The sequence below is a fragment of the Yinghuangia sp. YIM S10712 genome (assembly GCF_051388935.1).
In the GTDB taxonomy this organism is placed as follows: Bacteria; Actinomycetota; Actinomycetes; order Streptomycetales; family Streptomycetaceae; genus Yinghuangia.
Genome location: NZ_JBPKBI010000001.1, coordinates 1,094,171 through 1,107,511 on the forward strand (window position 1 = coordinate 1,094,171; position 13,341 = coordinate 1,107,511).

15 protein-coding genes are annotated in these 13,341 nt (G+C 71.7%); 7 read left to right on the forward strand and 8 right to left on the reverse strand.

Going from position 1 to position 13,341, the window contains the following annotated elements:
* Positions 1 to 79 precede the first annotated feature (79 nt).
* Complete coding sequence (locus ACRX5W_RS05095) at positions 80 to 688, reverse strand: DUF5317 family protein (protein WP_436786669.1); 609 nt, start codon at positions 686 to 688, stop codon at positions 80 to 82.
* 209 nt (positions 689 to 897) lie between these two features.
* Between ACRX5W_RS05095 and ACRX5W_RS05100 the strand changes: the two genes are divergently transcribed.
* On the forward strand, positions 898 to 1,113 hold the full coding sequence (locus tag ACRX5W_RS05100) for a biotin/lipoyl-binding carrier protein (RefSeq protein ID WP_436786670.1): 216 nt from the start codon (positions 898 to 900) through the stop codon (positions 1,111 to 1,113).
* A 24-nt stretch (positions 1,114 to 1,137) separates the two neighbouring features.
* On the opposite strand, the gene ACRX5W_RS05105 is transcribed toward ACRX5W_RS05100, so the two are convergent.
* Positions 1,138 to 1,365: a hypothetical protein gene (locus tag ACRX5W_RS05105; RefSeq protein ID WP_436786671.1), complete on the reverse strand. Its 228-nt coding sequence runs from the start codon at positions 1,363 to 1,365 to the stop codon at positions 1,138 to 1,140.
* 19 nt (positions 1,366 to 1,384) lie between these two features.
* On the opposite strand from ACRX5W_RS05105, the gene ACRX5W_RS05110 reads away from it, so the two are divergent.
* The gene (locus ACRX5W_RS05110; protein ID WP_436786672.1) at positions 1,385 to 1,792 is read left to right on the forward strand and encodes a thioesterase family protein; all 408 of its coding nucleotides are present in this window, start codon (positions 1,385 to 1,387) and stop codon (positions 1,790 to 1,792) included.
* Positions 1,793 to 1,894: 102 nt separating this feature from the next.
* On the opposite strand, the gene bioB is transcribed toward ACRX5W_RS05110, so the two are convergent.
* From bioB to ACRX5W_RS05125, 3 genes are read right to left on the reverse strand one after another with little or no spacing between them, the layout of a single operon-like run.
* Positions 1,895 to 2,989: a biotin synthase BioB gene (gene bioB, locus ACRX5W_RS05115; protein ID WP_436786673.1), complete on the reverse strand. Its 1,095-nt coding sequence runs from the start codon at positions 2,987 to 2,989 to the stop codon at positions 1,895 to 1,897.
* Positions 2,986 to 3,717 carry a dethiobiotin synthase gene (bioD, locus tag ACRX5W_RS05120; RefSeq protein WP_436786674.1) on the reverse strand — a complete coding sequence of 244 codons (732 nt, stop codon included), beginning with the start codon at positions 3,715 to 3,717 and terminating at the stop codon, positions 2,986 to 2,988. The genes bioB and bioD overlap by 4 nt, the downstream gene beginning before the upstream one ends.
* Before the next feature lie 22 nt (positions 3,718 to 3,739).
* On the reverse strand, positions 3,740 to 4,495 hold the full coding sequence (locus tag ACRX5W_RS05125) for a GntR family transcriptional regulator (RefSeq protein ID WP_436786789.1): 756 nt from the start codon (positions 4,493 to 4,495) through the stop codon (positions 3,740 to 3,742).
* A gap of 84 nt (positions 4,496 to 4,579) precedes the next feature.
* On the opposite strand from ACRX5W_RS05125, the gene ACRX5W_RS05130 reads away from it, so the two are divergent.
* The 3 genes from ACRX5W_RS05130 (at position 4,580) to ACRX5W_RS05140 (ending at position 7,570) form a co-directional block, all read left to right on the forward strand.
* The gene (locus tag ACRX5W_RS05130; protein WP_436786790.1) at positions 4,580 to 5,275 is read left to right on the forward strand and encodes an SDR family oxidoreductase; all 696 of its coding nucleotides are present in this window, start codon (positions 4,580 to 4,582) and stop codon (positions 5,273 to 5,275) included.
* A 244-nt stretch (positions 5,276 to 5,519) separates the two neighbouring features.
* On the forward strand, positions 5,520 to 6,437 hold the full coding sequence (locus ACRX5W_RS05135; RefSeq protein ID WP_436786675.1) for a GNAT family N-acetyltransferase: 918 nt from the start codon (positions 5,520 to 5,522) through the stop codon (positions 6,435 to 6,437).
* A gap of 335 nt (positions 6,438 to 6,772) precedes the next feature.
* Positions 6,773 to 7,570, forward strand: a complete 798-nt coding sequence (locus ACRX5W_RS05140; protein WP_436786676.1) for a lysophospholipid acyltransferase family protein — start codon at positions 6,773 to 6,775, stop codon at positions 7,568 to 7,570.
* A gap of 82 nt (positions 7,571 to 7,652) precedes the next feature.
* Here ACRX5W_RS05140 and ACRX5W_RS05145 read toward each other — a convergent pair whose 3' ends face one another.
* On the reverse strand, positions 7,653 to 8,828 hold the full coding sequence (locus ACRX5W_RS05145) for an 8-amino-7-oxononanoate synthase (RefSeq protein ID WP_436786677.1): 1,176 nt from the start codon (positions 8,826 to 8,828) through the stop codon (positions 7,653 to 7,655).
* 316 nt (positions 8,829 to 9,144) lie between these two features.
* On the opposite strand from ACRX5W_RS05145, the gene ACRX5W_RS05150 reads away from it, so the two are divergent.
* Complete coding sequence (locus tag ACRX5W_RS05150; protein WP_436786678.1) at positions 9,145 to 10,605, forward strand: sensor histidine kinase; 1,461 nt, start codon at positions 9,145 to 9,147, stop codon at positions 10,603 to 10,605.
* Between the two features lie 167 nt (positions 10,606 to 10,772).
* Here ACRX5W_RS05150 and ACRX5W_RS05155 read toward each other — a convergent pair whose 3' ends face one another.
* Together ACRX5W_RS05155 and ACRX5W_RS05160 are read right to left on the reverse strand one after the other, a co-directional pair.
* Complete coding sequence (locus ACRX5W_RS05155) at positions 10,773 to 11,027, reverse strand: WhiB family transcriptional regulator (RefSeq protein WP_231778498.1); 255 nt, start codon at positions 11,025 to 11,027, stop codon at positions 10,773 to 10,775.
* 319 nt (positions 11,028 to 11,346) lie between these two features.
* Positions 11,347 to 12,276, reverse strand: coding sequence for a diacylglycerol/lipid kinase family protein (locus tag ACRX5W_RS05160; protein ID WP_436786679.1), 930 nt, complete (start codon positions 12,274 to 12,276; stop codon positions 11,347 to 11,349).
* A 444-nt stretch (positions 12,277 to 12,720) separates the two neighbouring features.
* On the opposite strand from ACRX5W_RS05160, the gene ACRX5W_RS05165 reads away from it, so the two are divergent.
* Positions 12,721 to 13,173, forward strand: coding sequence for a hypothetical protein (locus ACRX5W_RS05165; protein WP_436786680.1), 453 nt, complete (start codon positions 12,721 to 12,723; stop codon positions 13,171 to 13,173).
* The last annotated feature ends 168 nt before the right edge of the window (positions 13,174 to 13,341 follow it).

Consider the following 13,341-nt stretch of genomic DNA (forward strand, 5'->3'; position numbering starts at 1 on the left):
GAGCGGCGGGAGGCCTGCTGGGTTGCCTGACGAGACGGGAAAAATCGGAAATCGCCGCCGCCGCGCGGGCAGACGGCGGTCAGCGGCCCGGGACGACGCCTCGCGCGGGGCGTGCGCGGGCGGCGACCGCGCGCAGCCGGTCGTGCAGGCGGTGGCGCAGACCCGTGAGCGGGGGCGTGCCGGGGGAGAGGAGCATGCCGTACACGACCACCAGCCCCACCCCTGCCGCGACAAGGACGTCGCCGGGGCCGACGACCTCGGGGTGCACCGGCAGCGGTACGGGGATCCACTCGCCGAGCACGTCCCACCGCGTGTCGGCGCCGGCCGCGATGTGCCCCGCGCCGGCGGTACGCTCTGCTCCCGCACGGGCGGCGGCCTGCTCCGACACGGGCATGCCGCCGTTGACGACGGTCACCAAGGTGTTGAGTACCAGGCCGGCCGCGGCGAGGGGGATGCCCGCGATGTGCCTGTGGGCCGCCGCGAAGCGCACGGCAAGCGCGGTGGAGGCGAGCAGGAGCACTTGGCGCACGGTCGGGTCGCCGACCGGCATGGCGAGGATGTACAGCCCGAACGCCCAGGCCAACAGGCGGAGATGGCGAACGGGCAGCCGGGTGAGTCCGGAAAGGCGACCGCCGAGGAGCGCGCCGGTTCCGAGGGCGAGGAGGACGACCAGTACCGCGAGACCCATCGCGCCAGTGTGACAAGCCAGTTGGCGCGGCCCGGCCCGCGACACGGCGCGACCGGGTGAGTGCGGTGGGCCCGCACCCGCCGCATCACAAGGTTTCCGGGCGGGAGTTGTCGTGTGTGCCGCAGTCGGCGGCGTACGGGCGCATGGTTGGATTTCCCAGGAGCGGGCCGTCCGCAAGCGGCCCGCCGAGACCGGAAAGAGGGACCGGCATGGCCGAGGAGGTCCACGCGGAGATGGTGGCCAACGTCGCCAAGATCGTCGTCGCGGAAGGCGACGCGGTCGAGGCGGGGGCGACCCTGGTGATCCTGGAGTCCATGAAGATGGAGATCCCGGTGCTCACCGAGGGCCCGGGCACCGTCGCGGCGATCAAGGTCGCCGAGGGCGATGTCATCCAGGAAGGCGACCTGATCGCCGTCATCGCCTAGCGGCTGCCCGCCGCCGACGACGGGTCAGCTCGTCCGCACCCCGTGTTCGACGCACTTCGCCGTCCAACCGCGCGGGGTCACCTGGACGACCATGCGCCGCCGACAGTCGGCGCAGTAACGCGGCGGTTCGAGTTCCCGGCGCCGGGCGCACGCGCTGTGCGCGCCGGTGTCGCCGGGCTCGCCGCACTGGTCGCAGAAGAGGGCCGTGGCGCCCGGGAGCGCCGAGGACGAGGGCGTGTTCGCTGCGTTCACCGTCGTAGAGTACGGGCCCATGCCGCAGCAGCCCATTCCGGTGTCACCGGGAACACACGCCGAATTGACCCATACCGTGGCCGACGCCGACACGGCCGCCGCGATCGGCAGCGGCGACCTGGCCGTCCTTGGTACGCCGCGCCTTCTGGCGCTGGCCGAGGCGGCCACCGTCCAGGCCCTCGACGGTCTGCTCGGCCCCGACCGTACGTCCGTCGGCACACGCGTCTCACTCGAACACCTGCTTGCCACACCCGTCGGTGGCACCGTGACCGTGCGCGCCGAGGTCGTGTACGTCGACGGACGCCTCGTCCGGTTCGCCGTGGTGGCCGAGGACGCCGCGCGTCGCCTCGTGGGCCGGGGCGAGCTGACCCGGGTCGTCGTCGACCGCGAGCGCTTCCTGGCACGCGTGCCAGGAAGCGGCGACTGACGTTCGGCGACCGGCCGCGGTGGGACCGTCCGGCGCCGCGAGTGCGCGGTCTGCGGCGCCGGCCACCGGCCCGGGGCGAGTGTCCCCGTCAGAGCGTCAGGGTCAGAGCGTCTGGTTGAGCGCCTTCACCGGCATCTGGAGGTCCGACAGCAGCTCCAGGTCGCTCTCCGGATTGCGTCCGAGAGTCGTGAGGTAGTTGCCGACGATGACCGCGTTGATACCGCCCAGCAGGCCCTTCTCGGTGCCCAGGTCGCCGAGTGCGATCTCCCGGCCGCCCGCGTACCGCAGGATGGTGCGCGGCAGCGCGAGCCGGAACGCACCGATGATCTTCAGCGCCTCGCGCGGTTCCAGCACGGCCTGCTCCTCGAACGGCGTGCCGGGCCGCGGGTTGAGGAAGTTGAGCGGCACCTCGTCCGGCTCCAGCTCGGCGAGCTGACCGGCGAACTCCGCGCGCTGCTCGGGGGTTTCGCCCATGCCGACGATGCCGCCGCAGCAGACCTCCATGCCGGCGTCGCGCACCATCCGCAGCGTGTCCCAGCGCTCCTCCCACGTGTGCGTGGTGACCACGTTGGGGAAGTACGAGCGGGCCGTCTCCAGGTTGTGGTTGTAGCGGTGGATGCCCATCTCGGCGAGCTCGTCGACCTGTTCCTGGCTGAGCATGCCGAGCGACGCGGCGATGTTGATGTCGACGGCCTCGCGGATCGCCTTGACGCCCTCGCGCATCTGGTCCATCAGGCGCTTGTCGGGACCGCGTACGGCCGCCACGATGCAGAACTCGGTCGCACCCGTCGCGGCGGTCTCCTCGGCGGCCTTGACCAGCGACGGGATGTCGAGCCACGCGGCGCGCACGGGGGAGGGGAACAGGCCCGACTGCGAGCAGAAGTGGCAGTCCTCGGGGCAGCCACCGGTCTTGACCGACACGATGCCCTCGACCTCGACCTCGGGGCCGCAGTGCCGCATCCGGACCTCGTGGGCCAGTTGCAGCAACTCCTCCAGGCGCTCGTCGGGCAGGCGGAGCACCTGTAGCACCTGGTCGGCGGACAGTCCGCGGCCGTTTTCGAGCACCTGTTCGCGTGCGACGGCGAGGATGTCCTCTCCTGCTTCTCGGCGGCCACCGACTCCGCTTGTTTCTTGGCGGCCACCGACTCCGCTGTGGGTCGCCGCGACACCGGTCGTCACATCGAGCGTTTCCGTCACCGTTCACCTCGCGCTGGATCGTGGGCGGCACGGAATGCGCCCGGATCGAAGGTACCGCCCAGGGTGGGGCCGAGGCCCGACCGGGCCGCCATGAGGAACTCCGCCGGGTGCAGCGAGCCCGCTCCCGCGCCGATGGCGCCGGCCAGCGGACGGGCCGCCAGCGTCTCCAAGTCGCGGATGTTGCACCGCATCGCGAGGTCCGGTTCGTCCGGCCACGACCCGATGACCACGCCGGCGAGATCGATGCCGCGGTTGGCCATCGCCTCCAGCGTCAGCGCGGTGTGGTTGAGCGTGCCGAGATCCGGACGGGCGACGACGAGCACCTGCGCGCGCAGGGTGTGCGCGAGATCGGCGAGCGTCGTGCCGTCGTCGTCGAACCGCACCAGCAGCCCGCCGGCGCCCTCCACGATCACCAGACGCCGTGTCTCGGCGAGTTCGCGTACGCTGCCGACCGCCTCCGAGACGTCCACCGGCGCCCGCCCGGACATCCGCGCGGCGGCGGCCGGCGACAACGGGTCGGGAAACCGTGCGAACTCATGCAGATCGGTCACTCCGGCAAGCCGCCCGATGTCGTCGACATCACCGGCTTCCCCGGCCGCGGCCCCGGTCTGCGCGACCTTCACGACCGCAACGGACGCCCCACGCGCGGCAGCCAACGCCGCGACGGCGGCGGTCACCACCGTCTTTCCGACCCCGGTGTCAGTACCGGTCACGACAAGAACACTCACGGCAGGAGCGTAAGGGGTCCGCTCACAGGCGGAATTTGCAGCGGTCGCCCCGGTAGACCGCTCGGGTCCATTCCACCGGAGTCCCGTCGGCGTCGAAGCTGTGCCGCGACAGAGCCAACAGGGGCATCCCGACATCCGTCGCCAGCAGGCTCGCCTCCCTCGGGCTCGCCAACGCCGTTTCGACGACCTCCTCGGTCTCGGCCAGGCGAACGCCGTACACCTCGCGCAGCGCCGCACGAAGCGACATGTGGCGGTCGAGGGCCCGGTCGAGGCCCGGGAAGCGCCCGGCGGCCAGATGGGTGGTTTCGAGGGCCACGGGTTCGGCGTCGGCGAGGCGGAGGCGTTCGATGCGCAGGGCGCGGCTGCCGGGGGTGATGCCGAGGCGTTCGGCGAGTTCGACGTCGGCGGTGAGGCGGACGGCGCCGAGGATGCGCGAGGCGGGTTCGAGACCTTGGGCGCGCACGTCCTCGGTGTACGACCCGAGCCGGAGGCGGTGGGCGACCTTCGGCTTGGCGACGAACGTACCGCGGCCCTGGACGCGTTCGAGGCGGCCCTCGATCACCAGTTCGCCGAGCGCCTGGCGCACGGTCGATCGGGAGATGTCGAAGTCGCCGGCGAGGGTCCGCTCCGGCGGCACGGGGGTGCCGGGCGGTTGCGTGCGGGTGAGTTCGAGCAGGTGCATTTTGAGCCGGTAGTACTTCGGCTCGCGCGCGGCGCTTTCGGCGACGGGGTTCGCGGTCAACTGTGCCTCCTGACGCGCTGACGCGTTGCGCCCCATCGTGGCACGCACGAACGCTCCATCAGCGACTCTAAGGAGCGGGCGCGGTCGCGAGGTGTTCGAGTGAACGGAAGTGAGGCGGTCATGACCGTGGTGGCACTGGTGACGGGGGCGAACCGGGGGATCGGGTACGAGGTCGTGCGGCAACTCGCCGTGCTCGGCCACACCGTCCTGCTGTCCGCGCGGTCGAAGGACGCCGCCGGTGCCGCGGCGGCCCGGCTCACCGGGATGCCGGGCGAGGTCCACCCGTTGGTCCTCGACGTGACCGACGAGGCGGGGGTGGCGCGCGCCGCCGAGACCGTCGCCGATCGGTTCGGGCGCCTGGACGTGCTGGTCAACAACGCGGCCGTCCACTACGACACGTGGCAGCGGGCCGTCGGCGCCGACCTCGCGGTGGTGCGGGAGGCGATGGACACGAACCTGTACGGCCCGTGGCGGACCGCACAGGCGTTTCTGCCGCTCCTGCGGGCGAGCGGCCGCGGCCGGATCGTGAACGTGTCCAGCGAAGCCGCGTCGCTGACGAACATGGGCGGCGGGACGCCCGCCTACACCGCCTCGAAGACGGCCCTGAACGCGCTGACCCGGATGCTCGCGGCCGAACTGCGCGGCGACCGCGTCCTCGTCAACGCGGTGTGCCCGGGGTGGGTCGCGACGGACATGGGCGGCCCGGGCGGGCGCCCCGTGGGCGACGGGGCGGCCGGCGTCGTGTGGGCGGCGACGCTGCCGGACGACGGGCCGACCGGGGGCTTCTTCCGCGACGGTCGGCCGTTGCCCTGGTGAGGACCCGCGGACCGCCGGGGGCGCCCCGGGCGTCGCACGGAGGCTGCGGAGCCGACAGCCCGTGCCGGCGCGTGAAGGGATTTCTCCCGGTTCGCTGGCATTACGCCGAAGATTTCAGCGGCCCCACATCCCGGCGCACGCCGGCGGCCACGCCGAATCAAGCCCGGCCCGCGATGAAGGGATTGCGGCGCCGCACCCGCGACACCGCCACGCCCCGGCCGGACCGCCGGGTTCGGGAGACCACATGAGTGCGCCCGCCCCTGAACTGGACCTCGCGCCGGCCTCCGCGCCGGCCTCCGCGACGAACGCCTTCAGTGCCTCCGGCACGGTAACGACCGTCCCCCCGGCGGTGGTTCCCGCAAATGCTCCCGCAAAGACGTCCGCGAAAACCTCCACGAAGACGACGGCGTCCGCCACCGCGCGGCCCGCCGTCCGCTACACCGTGGGCCTGGCCCGCGACGCCGCCGAGATCCGTGCCGCACAGCGCCTGCGCCACCGCGTCTTCGCCGAGGAGATGGGAGCCGACCTGCGCACCCCCGAACCCGGCCTGGACACCGACGGGTTCGACGCCTTCTGCGACCACCTCGTGGTCCGCGAGGAAGCGTCCGGCGAGGTCGTCGGGACGTACCGGCTCATGCCGCCGGAACGCGCCCGCGCCGCCGGAGGGCTCTACGCGGCCGGGGAGTTCGCGCTGCACCGGCACATCCCGCTGCACTCCGACCTCGTCGAGGTCGGCCGCTCGTGCGTGCACCCCGACCACCGAGAAGGAGCGGTCATCGGCCTTATGTGGGCCGGGATCGCCCGCTACCTGGCCGACACCGGGCACAACTGGCTCGCAGGCTGCTGCTCGGTGCCGCTCGACGACGGCGGCGCTCAGGCGGCGGACGTGCGGGCGGCGGTCCGGCGCAAATACCTCGCGCCGGAGGAATACCGCGTCACGCCCTACAGCCCTTGGGTCCCGGACGCCGCCCTGGAGTCCGCCGAGCGTCCGCGTACGCCGCTGCCGCCGCTCCTGCACGGCTACCTGCGCCTCGGCGCGTGGGTGTGCGGCGAGCCCGCCCACGACACCGACTTCGGCGCCGCCGACTTCTACGTGCTGCTGTCGCTGCGCCGCACCGACCCCCGCTACCTGCGCAGATTCCTGGCCATGGACTCCGCGTGAGAGCCCGGGCCCTGTCCACCGCGCCCGCGCCCCACGCCGTCCCCGCCGCAGCTGCGACCGCAGCAGCGCGTCGGGGCGGCGCGGGGCGCTCGCTGCCCGCGTCCGCGCCGGACGCCGCGCCGGCTCCCGAGCCTGATTCGAGGGCCGACTCGGAGCCCGGCCCCGCGCCCATTTTCGAGCCCGCTGCCGCCGGGGACCGTCGGCTTGCCCACGGCCCCACCTTCGGACACCCCGGCGCGGTCTCCGGATGGGTCCCGAACTCTCCCTGTACTCCGGAAAGTTGCATGCCGTCCGCGCAGCGTCCGGTGGGTCTGCCGCGCCGGATCGCACGCTGCGTGGCGTGGTCCCTTGTGACCCTCGTCGGCGTGGTGTCGTCCCCGGTCGTCGCCCGGCTCCGGCCCGGGCCGCGCGACCGGATGATCCGTGCCTGGGTGCGCGTGGCGGCCCGAAGCGTCGGCGTGCGGGTGCGTGTTCACCTTCCCGGGCACGAGATACCGAAGGAGCTCGGGAGTCAGCGGCCCGGGGACGCGGCGCCGCTTGCGGAGCCACCGCGGACATCGGCCCCTCAGCCGCCCGGCGAGCTCATCGTCGCGAACCATGTCTCCTGGCTCGACGTCGCAGTCCTGGCCGCTGTGCGGCCCGCTCGCATGGTCGCCAAGCGCGAGGTGGGCGAATGGCCCGTGGTGGGACGCTTCGTCCGCCTCGGCGGCACGTTGTTCGTCGCCCGCGACCGGCCGAGGGCGCTGCCCGGCGACGTCTCGGTGATCGCGGCGGCGTTGCGGTCGGGCGCGTCCGTCGCGGTGTTCCCGGAAGGCAGCTCGTGGTGCGGCGCTCGCCATGGCCCTTTCCGGCGCGCGGTGTTCCAAGCCGCCCTCGACGCCGGAGCGGTCGTACGGCCGGTCGCGATCACGTACCGCCACCGCGACGGCACTCCGGTCCGCAGTACGGCGTTCGTCGGCGACGACACCTTCGGAGCGTCGATCTGGCGCGTCGCGGGCGCGCGCGATGTGGTCGCCGAAGCCCGCGTACTGCCGGCGATCGGGCCGGGGACCCACCACGATCGCCGAACGCTGGCCGACGCAGCCGAAAAGGCGGTGGCAGCCGGGCGCGAACGCGGGATGAGGACCGCGTGATCCCGCCCGGTGGTGGACGCCTGCGGCCACCGGGCGGGTGTGCGGCCGTCTCCTGACCGCCGCCCACGAACAGCCCTGTGGTTCAGAGCCCCCTGGTCGCCGCCGACAACGTCTCCAGGGCGCGGGCGACGTCGGCGTCCGTCAGGTCCGCGCGGGCCGCCAGACGCAGTCGGGACAGACCGTCGGGCACCGACGGGGGACGGAAGCACCCCACGCGCACGCCCATCTCCGCACTGCGCCGGGCCGCCTCGAACGCCGATTCCGGCGCGCCGATGAGCACGGACGCCACCGCTCCCGCCGGCATCGTCGTGTCGAGGCCCAGGTCGCGGGCGCCGTCCGCGATCTGCCGCGCCCTGCGGCGCACCGTGTCGGCGAGTTCCGGCTCCTGGCGCAGGATGCGCAGGCTCTCCAGCGCCGCCGCGACGCTCACCGGCGCGAGCCCGGTGTCGAAGATGAACGGCCGTGCCGTGTCGATCAGGTGGTCCCGGACCCGCGTGGGGCCGACGACGGCCCCGCCCTGCGAGCCCATCGCCTTGGACAGCGTCACGGTCTGCACCACATGGTCGGCGCCGGCCAACCCCGCCTCGTGGACGGCCCCGCGGCCACCCGCACCGACCACGCCGAGCCCGTGCGCCTCATCCACGAGCAGGACCGCGTTGTGGCGCCGTACGACCGCCGACAGCTCCGCGAGAGGGGCCAGGTCGCCGTCGACCGAGAACACCGCGTCCACGACCACGAGCGCGCGTTCCTCGGTGCGGTTCGCCAGCACGTGGTCGACCGCCGCCACATCGCAGTGCGGCGTGATGGCCACGCGGGCCCGCGACAGGCGGCAGGAGTCGACGATCGACGCGTGGTTGATGGCGTCCGACACCACCAGGTCGCCGCGCCCGACCAGGGAGGTGATCGCGGCGATGTTGGCGAGGTAGCCGGACGAGAAGACGAGTGCGGCCTCGCACTCCAGATGCGCCGCGAGCAGGTCCTCAAGGTCGGCGTGCAACTGCGTCGAACCGGTCACCAGCCGCGACCCGGTCGACCCCGCACCCCACTCCCTGACCGCGTCGGCGGCGGCGCCGAGCACGCGCGGGTGGCGGGCCAGGCCCAGGTAGTCGTTTCCGGCCAGATCGAGGACGTGCGGCTCGTCGGCGGGACGGGGGCGCACCCGGCGCCGCAGCCCGGCCGCGATGCGTTCCTTCTCGTTGACGTCCAGCCAGTCGAGCGGATGTCCGCCCGACGCGGCGGGGGAAAAGTTCTCGGACACGACAACCTCCGACCGGCGACTACCGCCGGCCCACCCGGCACGCGCGGCTCGCAACAGCTTCTCACCCGACCGGCACGAGACATCGACGGGTGCCGCGTGGCGGGCAGGAACGGAGACGAGGACGGGCCGCCCGGCAAGGCCACCGCAGACTCCCGCCACCTGCCGCACCACGGAAACGAGGACGAGCCACGCCCGCCCGTTTGTTCGCTTTCTGCTTGCCCGCTCGCCTGCTTGTTTGCTCGCCCGCTCGCCTGCCTGCCCGCCCGGGCCGGAGGTCCCTTTTGGCTATCGGGTTACCCTCAAGGCTGTGCGCTCCATGAACAACCTTGTCCAAAACCACGGCGACCTGCTGCCGGCCGATCTTGAGTGGCTGCATCTGCTGGTCTCCGAGTGGCAGCTCCTCGCGGATCTGTCGTTCGCGGACCTGGTGTTGTGGGTGCCGACCAGTGACGGGCGCTATGTGGCGGTGGCGCAGATGCGTCCGAATACCGGTGCGACCTCGCATCAGGACGACCTGGTCGGCGACTTCGTGAAGCGCGGCGACCGGCCGATGCTCGATGCGGCGTACGGGGAGGGCCGCATCGTCCGCGAAGGCGACCCCGAATGGCGCGACGACGTGCCGGTGCGTGTGGAGGCGATTCCGGTACGCCGCGACGGCCGGGTCATCGGGGTCATCGCGCGCAACACCAACCTGCTGACCGCGCGCACTCCCAGCCGGCTCGAACTCACGTACCTGCAAAGTGCCGCTGACCTCGCGCAAATGATCGCGTCCGGTTTCTTCCCCTACAAGGGCGAGCAGGTCGACATGGACGCGTCGCCGCGTGTCGGCGACGGTCTGATCCGGCTCGATGCCGAAGGCCTCGTCCAATACGCGAGCCCGAACGCCCTGTCCGCCTACCACCGGCTCGGCCTGACCAGCGACCTCGTCGGCTGCCACCTGGGCCGTACGACCGCCGAGCTCGCCCCCACCGTCGGCCCCGTCGACGAGGCGATCTCCGCGGTCGCGAGCGGGTGGGCGCCTCGGGAGACCGAGGTGGAGACGAGGGCGGCGGTCGTACAACTGCGGGCGATCCCTCTCAAACCGCGCGGTGCTCGGATCGGTGCGATCGTGCTGTTGCGGGACGTGACAGAACTGCGGCGCCGCGAACGCGAGTTGATCACCAAGGACGCGACGATCCGGGAGATCCACCACCGGGTCAAGAACAACTTGCAGACGGTCGCGGCCCTTCTGCGTCTTCAGGCCCGGCGCATGGACGCTCCGCAGGCGCGCGCGGCGTTGGAGGAGGCCGTACGCCGGGTCGGCTCGATCGCGATCGTGCACGAGACGCTGTCGCAAACCCTCGACGAACGCGTCGACTTCGACGAGATCGCGGACCGTGTGCTGACGATGGTCACCGAGGTCTCCGCGTCGGCGTCGCGCGTACGGACCGCGCGGCACGGCAGTTTCGGCGAACTCGTCGCGGAAGTCGCCACGCCGCTCGCGATGGTGCTGACGGAGCTGCTGCAAAACGCGTTGGAACACGCCTTCCACACGCACTCGGGCAACCTGGAGATCACTGTGCGCCGCAGCGACGCGCGCCTGGTGATCACCGTCGCGGACGACGGTGCCGGCCTGCCCGCGGACTTCGATCCGCAGATCTCCGGCAACCTGGGGCTCCAGATCGTCCGCACCCTTGTGGGGAGCGAGCTCGGGGGGCGGTTCGACATGGCGGCCCGCGACGGCGGCGGCACCGTCGTCACCCTGGACATCCCCATCCAGCGGGGGCCGCGCGGCTGACCGGCGACGGAAACCGGACCGCGAAATCGCATCAAATCGATTGCCGAGACCCTGTCCGATGTCGGCGGCCTCCCGGCAAAACGGCAACGCCCCGGTTCCGGTCTCTGCGACCGTCCGGGGCGTTGCCGAGGTTCTGTTGGTGCCGTGGAGATCCGGAAGTGGGGGGGTCAGGCAGAGGCGCGAGCGCGGTTGCGTGCGGCACGGCGCTTGAGCGCGCGGCGCTCGTCTTCGCTCATCCCGCCCCAGACACCCGCGTCCTGGCCGGACTCAAGGGCCCACTGGAGGCACGCTTCCATCTCGGGGCAGCGACGGCACACGGCCTTCGCCTCCTCGATCTGCAGCAGCGCCGGACCGGTGTTACCGATCGGGAAGAACAGCTCCGGGTCTTCGTCACGGCAGGCGGCACGGTGGCGCCAGTCCATGCGGTCCAACTCCTCATAAGCGGGCGGGACTTGTGGCCCCGCCTAGTGTCGGCTTGTGAATGTGAACGCTTTCACGAATCCTCCAACAACGTAAGGGCCGACAATGTCGGTCCCCAGGTTTGGTGGTGGAGTCGGGCGGGGAGGATTGGCCTTTCGGGCTCGTCCGGCCCGCCACGTAGAGCCTGACAAACCTCAGCCGTCGACACAACCCCTCTGGCGAAGGATTTTTTGAATCGTCGGTGTCGGGTAGGTCACACCCCTACTTCCAAGGGGTGAACGCGCTTCTGCGTTCGACTGAAAGGCGCAGGCGCCCTTCCGCTCACACAATCACACGCAGTGCCCGGGGGACGCCCCGGAACGCGACGGTGAGATGTTCCCCCAGATGGTCGCCGTCCACCTGGAGCGACACGGGCTCGTCAGCCGTCAGTGTGAACGCCGCGCAGTCGTGCAGCGACACCACGTGACGTCCGTTCGGTGCCTTCCCCGAGGGGTCAAGCATGCGGCTGAGGTGTCGCAGCGTGGGCAATGTGGACATTTTGGTCAGCCCGAAAAGGTCCAGTGCGGTGTCGAACGAGGCGTCCGGACACGCATGGACCGGGCGGCTGCCCAGATACGTCCAAGGATTTGTGTTCTGGACTATGCCGAGGCATAGCCCCTCCACCGGTTCCTGACCCGGTACCTCCAGTGTGAGGGCACCCGACCGCCTCGTGCCACCGCTTCGGTAAAACCGGTGCAGCGCGGACCGCACATAAAGGCCCGGTGTCGACTTGTGCCCCTGCGCGCGGCGGTCCTCGACCCGCGCGATGACGTCGGCGTCGAAACCGAAACCGGCGCAGAACAAGAACCAGCGGTGGTCGGCCATCCCGAGCCCGATCCGGCGCTCGCGGCCGCCGCGCAGCGCGTCCAGGAGGACACCGGTCGCCTCGACGGGGTCGTTCGGCATACCCAGCGAGCGGGCGAAGACATTCGTGCTGCCGCCGGGGACCACGGCCACGGCCGGCAGATCGGGCGACGGACCGTCGGCGAGTATGCCGTTCGCAACCTCGTTGACCGTGCCGTCGCCGCCCAGCGCGATGACGACGTCGACGTTCTCCATCGCCGCGGCCCGCGCGAGTTCGACGGCGTGGCCCCGGTGGGTGGTGGTGGCGACATCGAGCTTGAGGTCACTGGCCAATGCGCGCGTGAGAACGTCCCGGGTCCGTTCGCTGGTGGTCGTCGCCTTGGGATTCACGACGAGGAGGGCGCGCATGTACGCCAGGGTAGTCGCGCTCCGTCGGCGAGCGTCCTCAAGTCCCCGGCCCCGGCAACCGCCGGGATGCCGACCGGAGCGGCGGGCACCTCGCACGGATCTGCCGGCGGGCCGTTGTCCGGAAGCCCCGCTGACCGCTCCTTGCCCGTTGGTCCTCCCGCCCGCTGCATCGATCTCGATTTGCGTCGGCTGCACGGCCGCGACGGGCCCGCTGCCCCGGCCGCCTCAGGATGTCGGTGCCGTCGGTTTCCCGGCCGGGACGCCTCGGAGCCACGGGCCACGGGCGCGAACGAAGGTGCGGCGATGTCGAGCCGCGCACCTCCGGCCGTGCCTGCGGAGGAGAGGTGTTCGTGGGGGTGCGGTGGCGGGCCGTCGCGAGCGGCGTTTGCCGAACCCGGGGCTTGTTCCTTTGTGCCGTCGTCGCCGGTCTACTCTCGTGGGGTGATGACTGACGCCGTTCCCGCACCCTCGGCCTTCGGGGCGCTCCGCTCCCTGCCCGTGAGTTTTCGGATCGCGACCGGCTTTGTCGCGGTGGAGACTGCCGTGGGTCTCGGTTTCTCCCTTTACATCCTCGGTGCGAGTGTTTTCGGTGATCCGTCCGATGAGGGCAAGGGCATCAGCGAAGGCATCTACCTGCTGCTCCTCGGACTCGGCATGCTCGCCACCACGGTCGGACTCGTGCGTGGCCGGCGTTGGAGCCGGTCGCCGGCGATCACGATCAACCTCGTCGTGCTCGGGATCGGTTACTGGATGATCAGCGGCAGCGGCCGTTGGGCATTCGGAATCCTCATCCTGGCCGTCGGCCTCGCGTCGATCGTCATCCTCGGGCGGCCGAGCCTCTATCAGGCCCTCGAAAAACTGCACGAAGAACGCGTCGCGCGCGAGCGCGGCGAGTGAGACGGCGGCGAGTGAGACGGCACCGAGCGAAACCGGCCGGTCACTGATCGGCACTGGCCGCACTGGTCCGCACTGGTCCGCGCTGGTCCGACTGGTTCAGGCTGGTTCGGACTGGTCGGCACTGCTCGTCGTGGCAGCGATGACAGCACGTCGAGGGGGGGGGGGGTG

Coding starts and splice junctions, on each gene's coding strand:
- ACRX5W_RS05150 (WP_436786678.1), top strand. CDS start 9,145: ATGAACAACCTTGTCCAAAACCACGGCGACCTGCTGCCGGCCGATCTT.
- ACRX5W_RS05100 (WP_436786670.1), top strand. CDS start 898: ATGGCCGAGGAGGTCCACGCGGAGATGGTGGCCAACGTCGCCAAGATC.
- ACRX5W_RS05095 (WP_436786669.1), bottom strand. CDS start 688: ATGGGTCTCGCGGTACTGGTCGTCCTCCTCGCCCTCGGAACCGGCGCG.
- ACRX5W_RS05125 (WP_436786789.1), bottom strand. CDS start 4,495: ATGGGGCGCAACGCGTCAGCGCGTCAGGAGGCACAGTTGACCGCGAAC.
- ACRX5W_RS05155 (WP_231778498.1), bottom strand. CDS start 11,027: ATGGACTGGCGCCACCGTGCCGCCTGCCGTGACGAAGACCCGGAGCTG.
- ACRX5W_RS05165 (WP_436786680.1), top strand. CDS start 12,721: ATGACTGACGCCGTTCCCGCACCCTCGGCCTTCGGGGCGCTCCGCTCC.
- ACRX5W_RS05160 (WP_436786679.1), bottom strand. CDS start 12,276: ATGCGCGCCCTCCTCGTCGTGAATCCCAAGGCGACGACCACCAGCGAA.
- ACRX5W_RS05110 (WP_436786672.1), top strand. CDS start 1,385: ATGCCGCAGCAGCCCATTCCGGTGTCACCGGGAACACACGCCGAATTG.
- ACRX5W_RS05130 (WP_436786790.1), top strand. CDS start 4,580: ATGACCGTGGTGGCACTGGTGACGGGGGCGAACCGGGGGATCGGGTAC.
- ACRX5W_RS05135 (WP_436786675.1), top strand. CDS start 5,520: ATGAGTGCGCCCGCCCCTGAACTGGACCTCGCGCCGGCCTCCGCGCCG.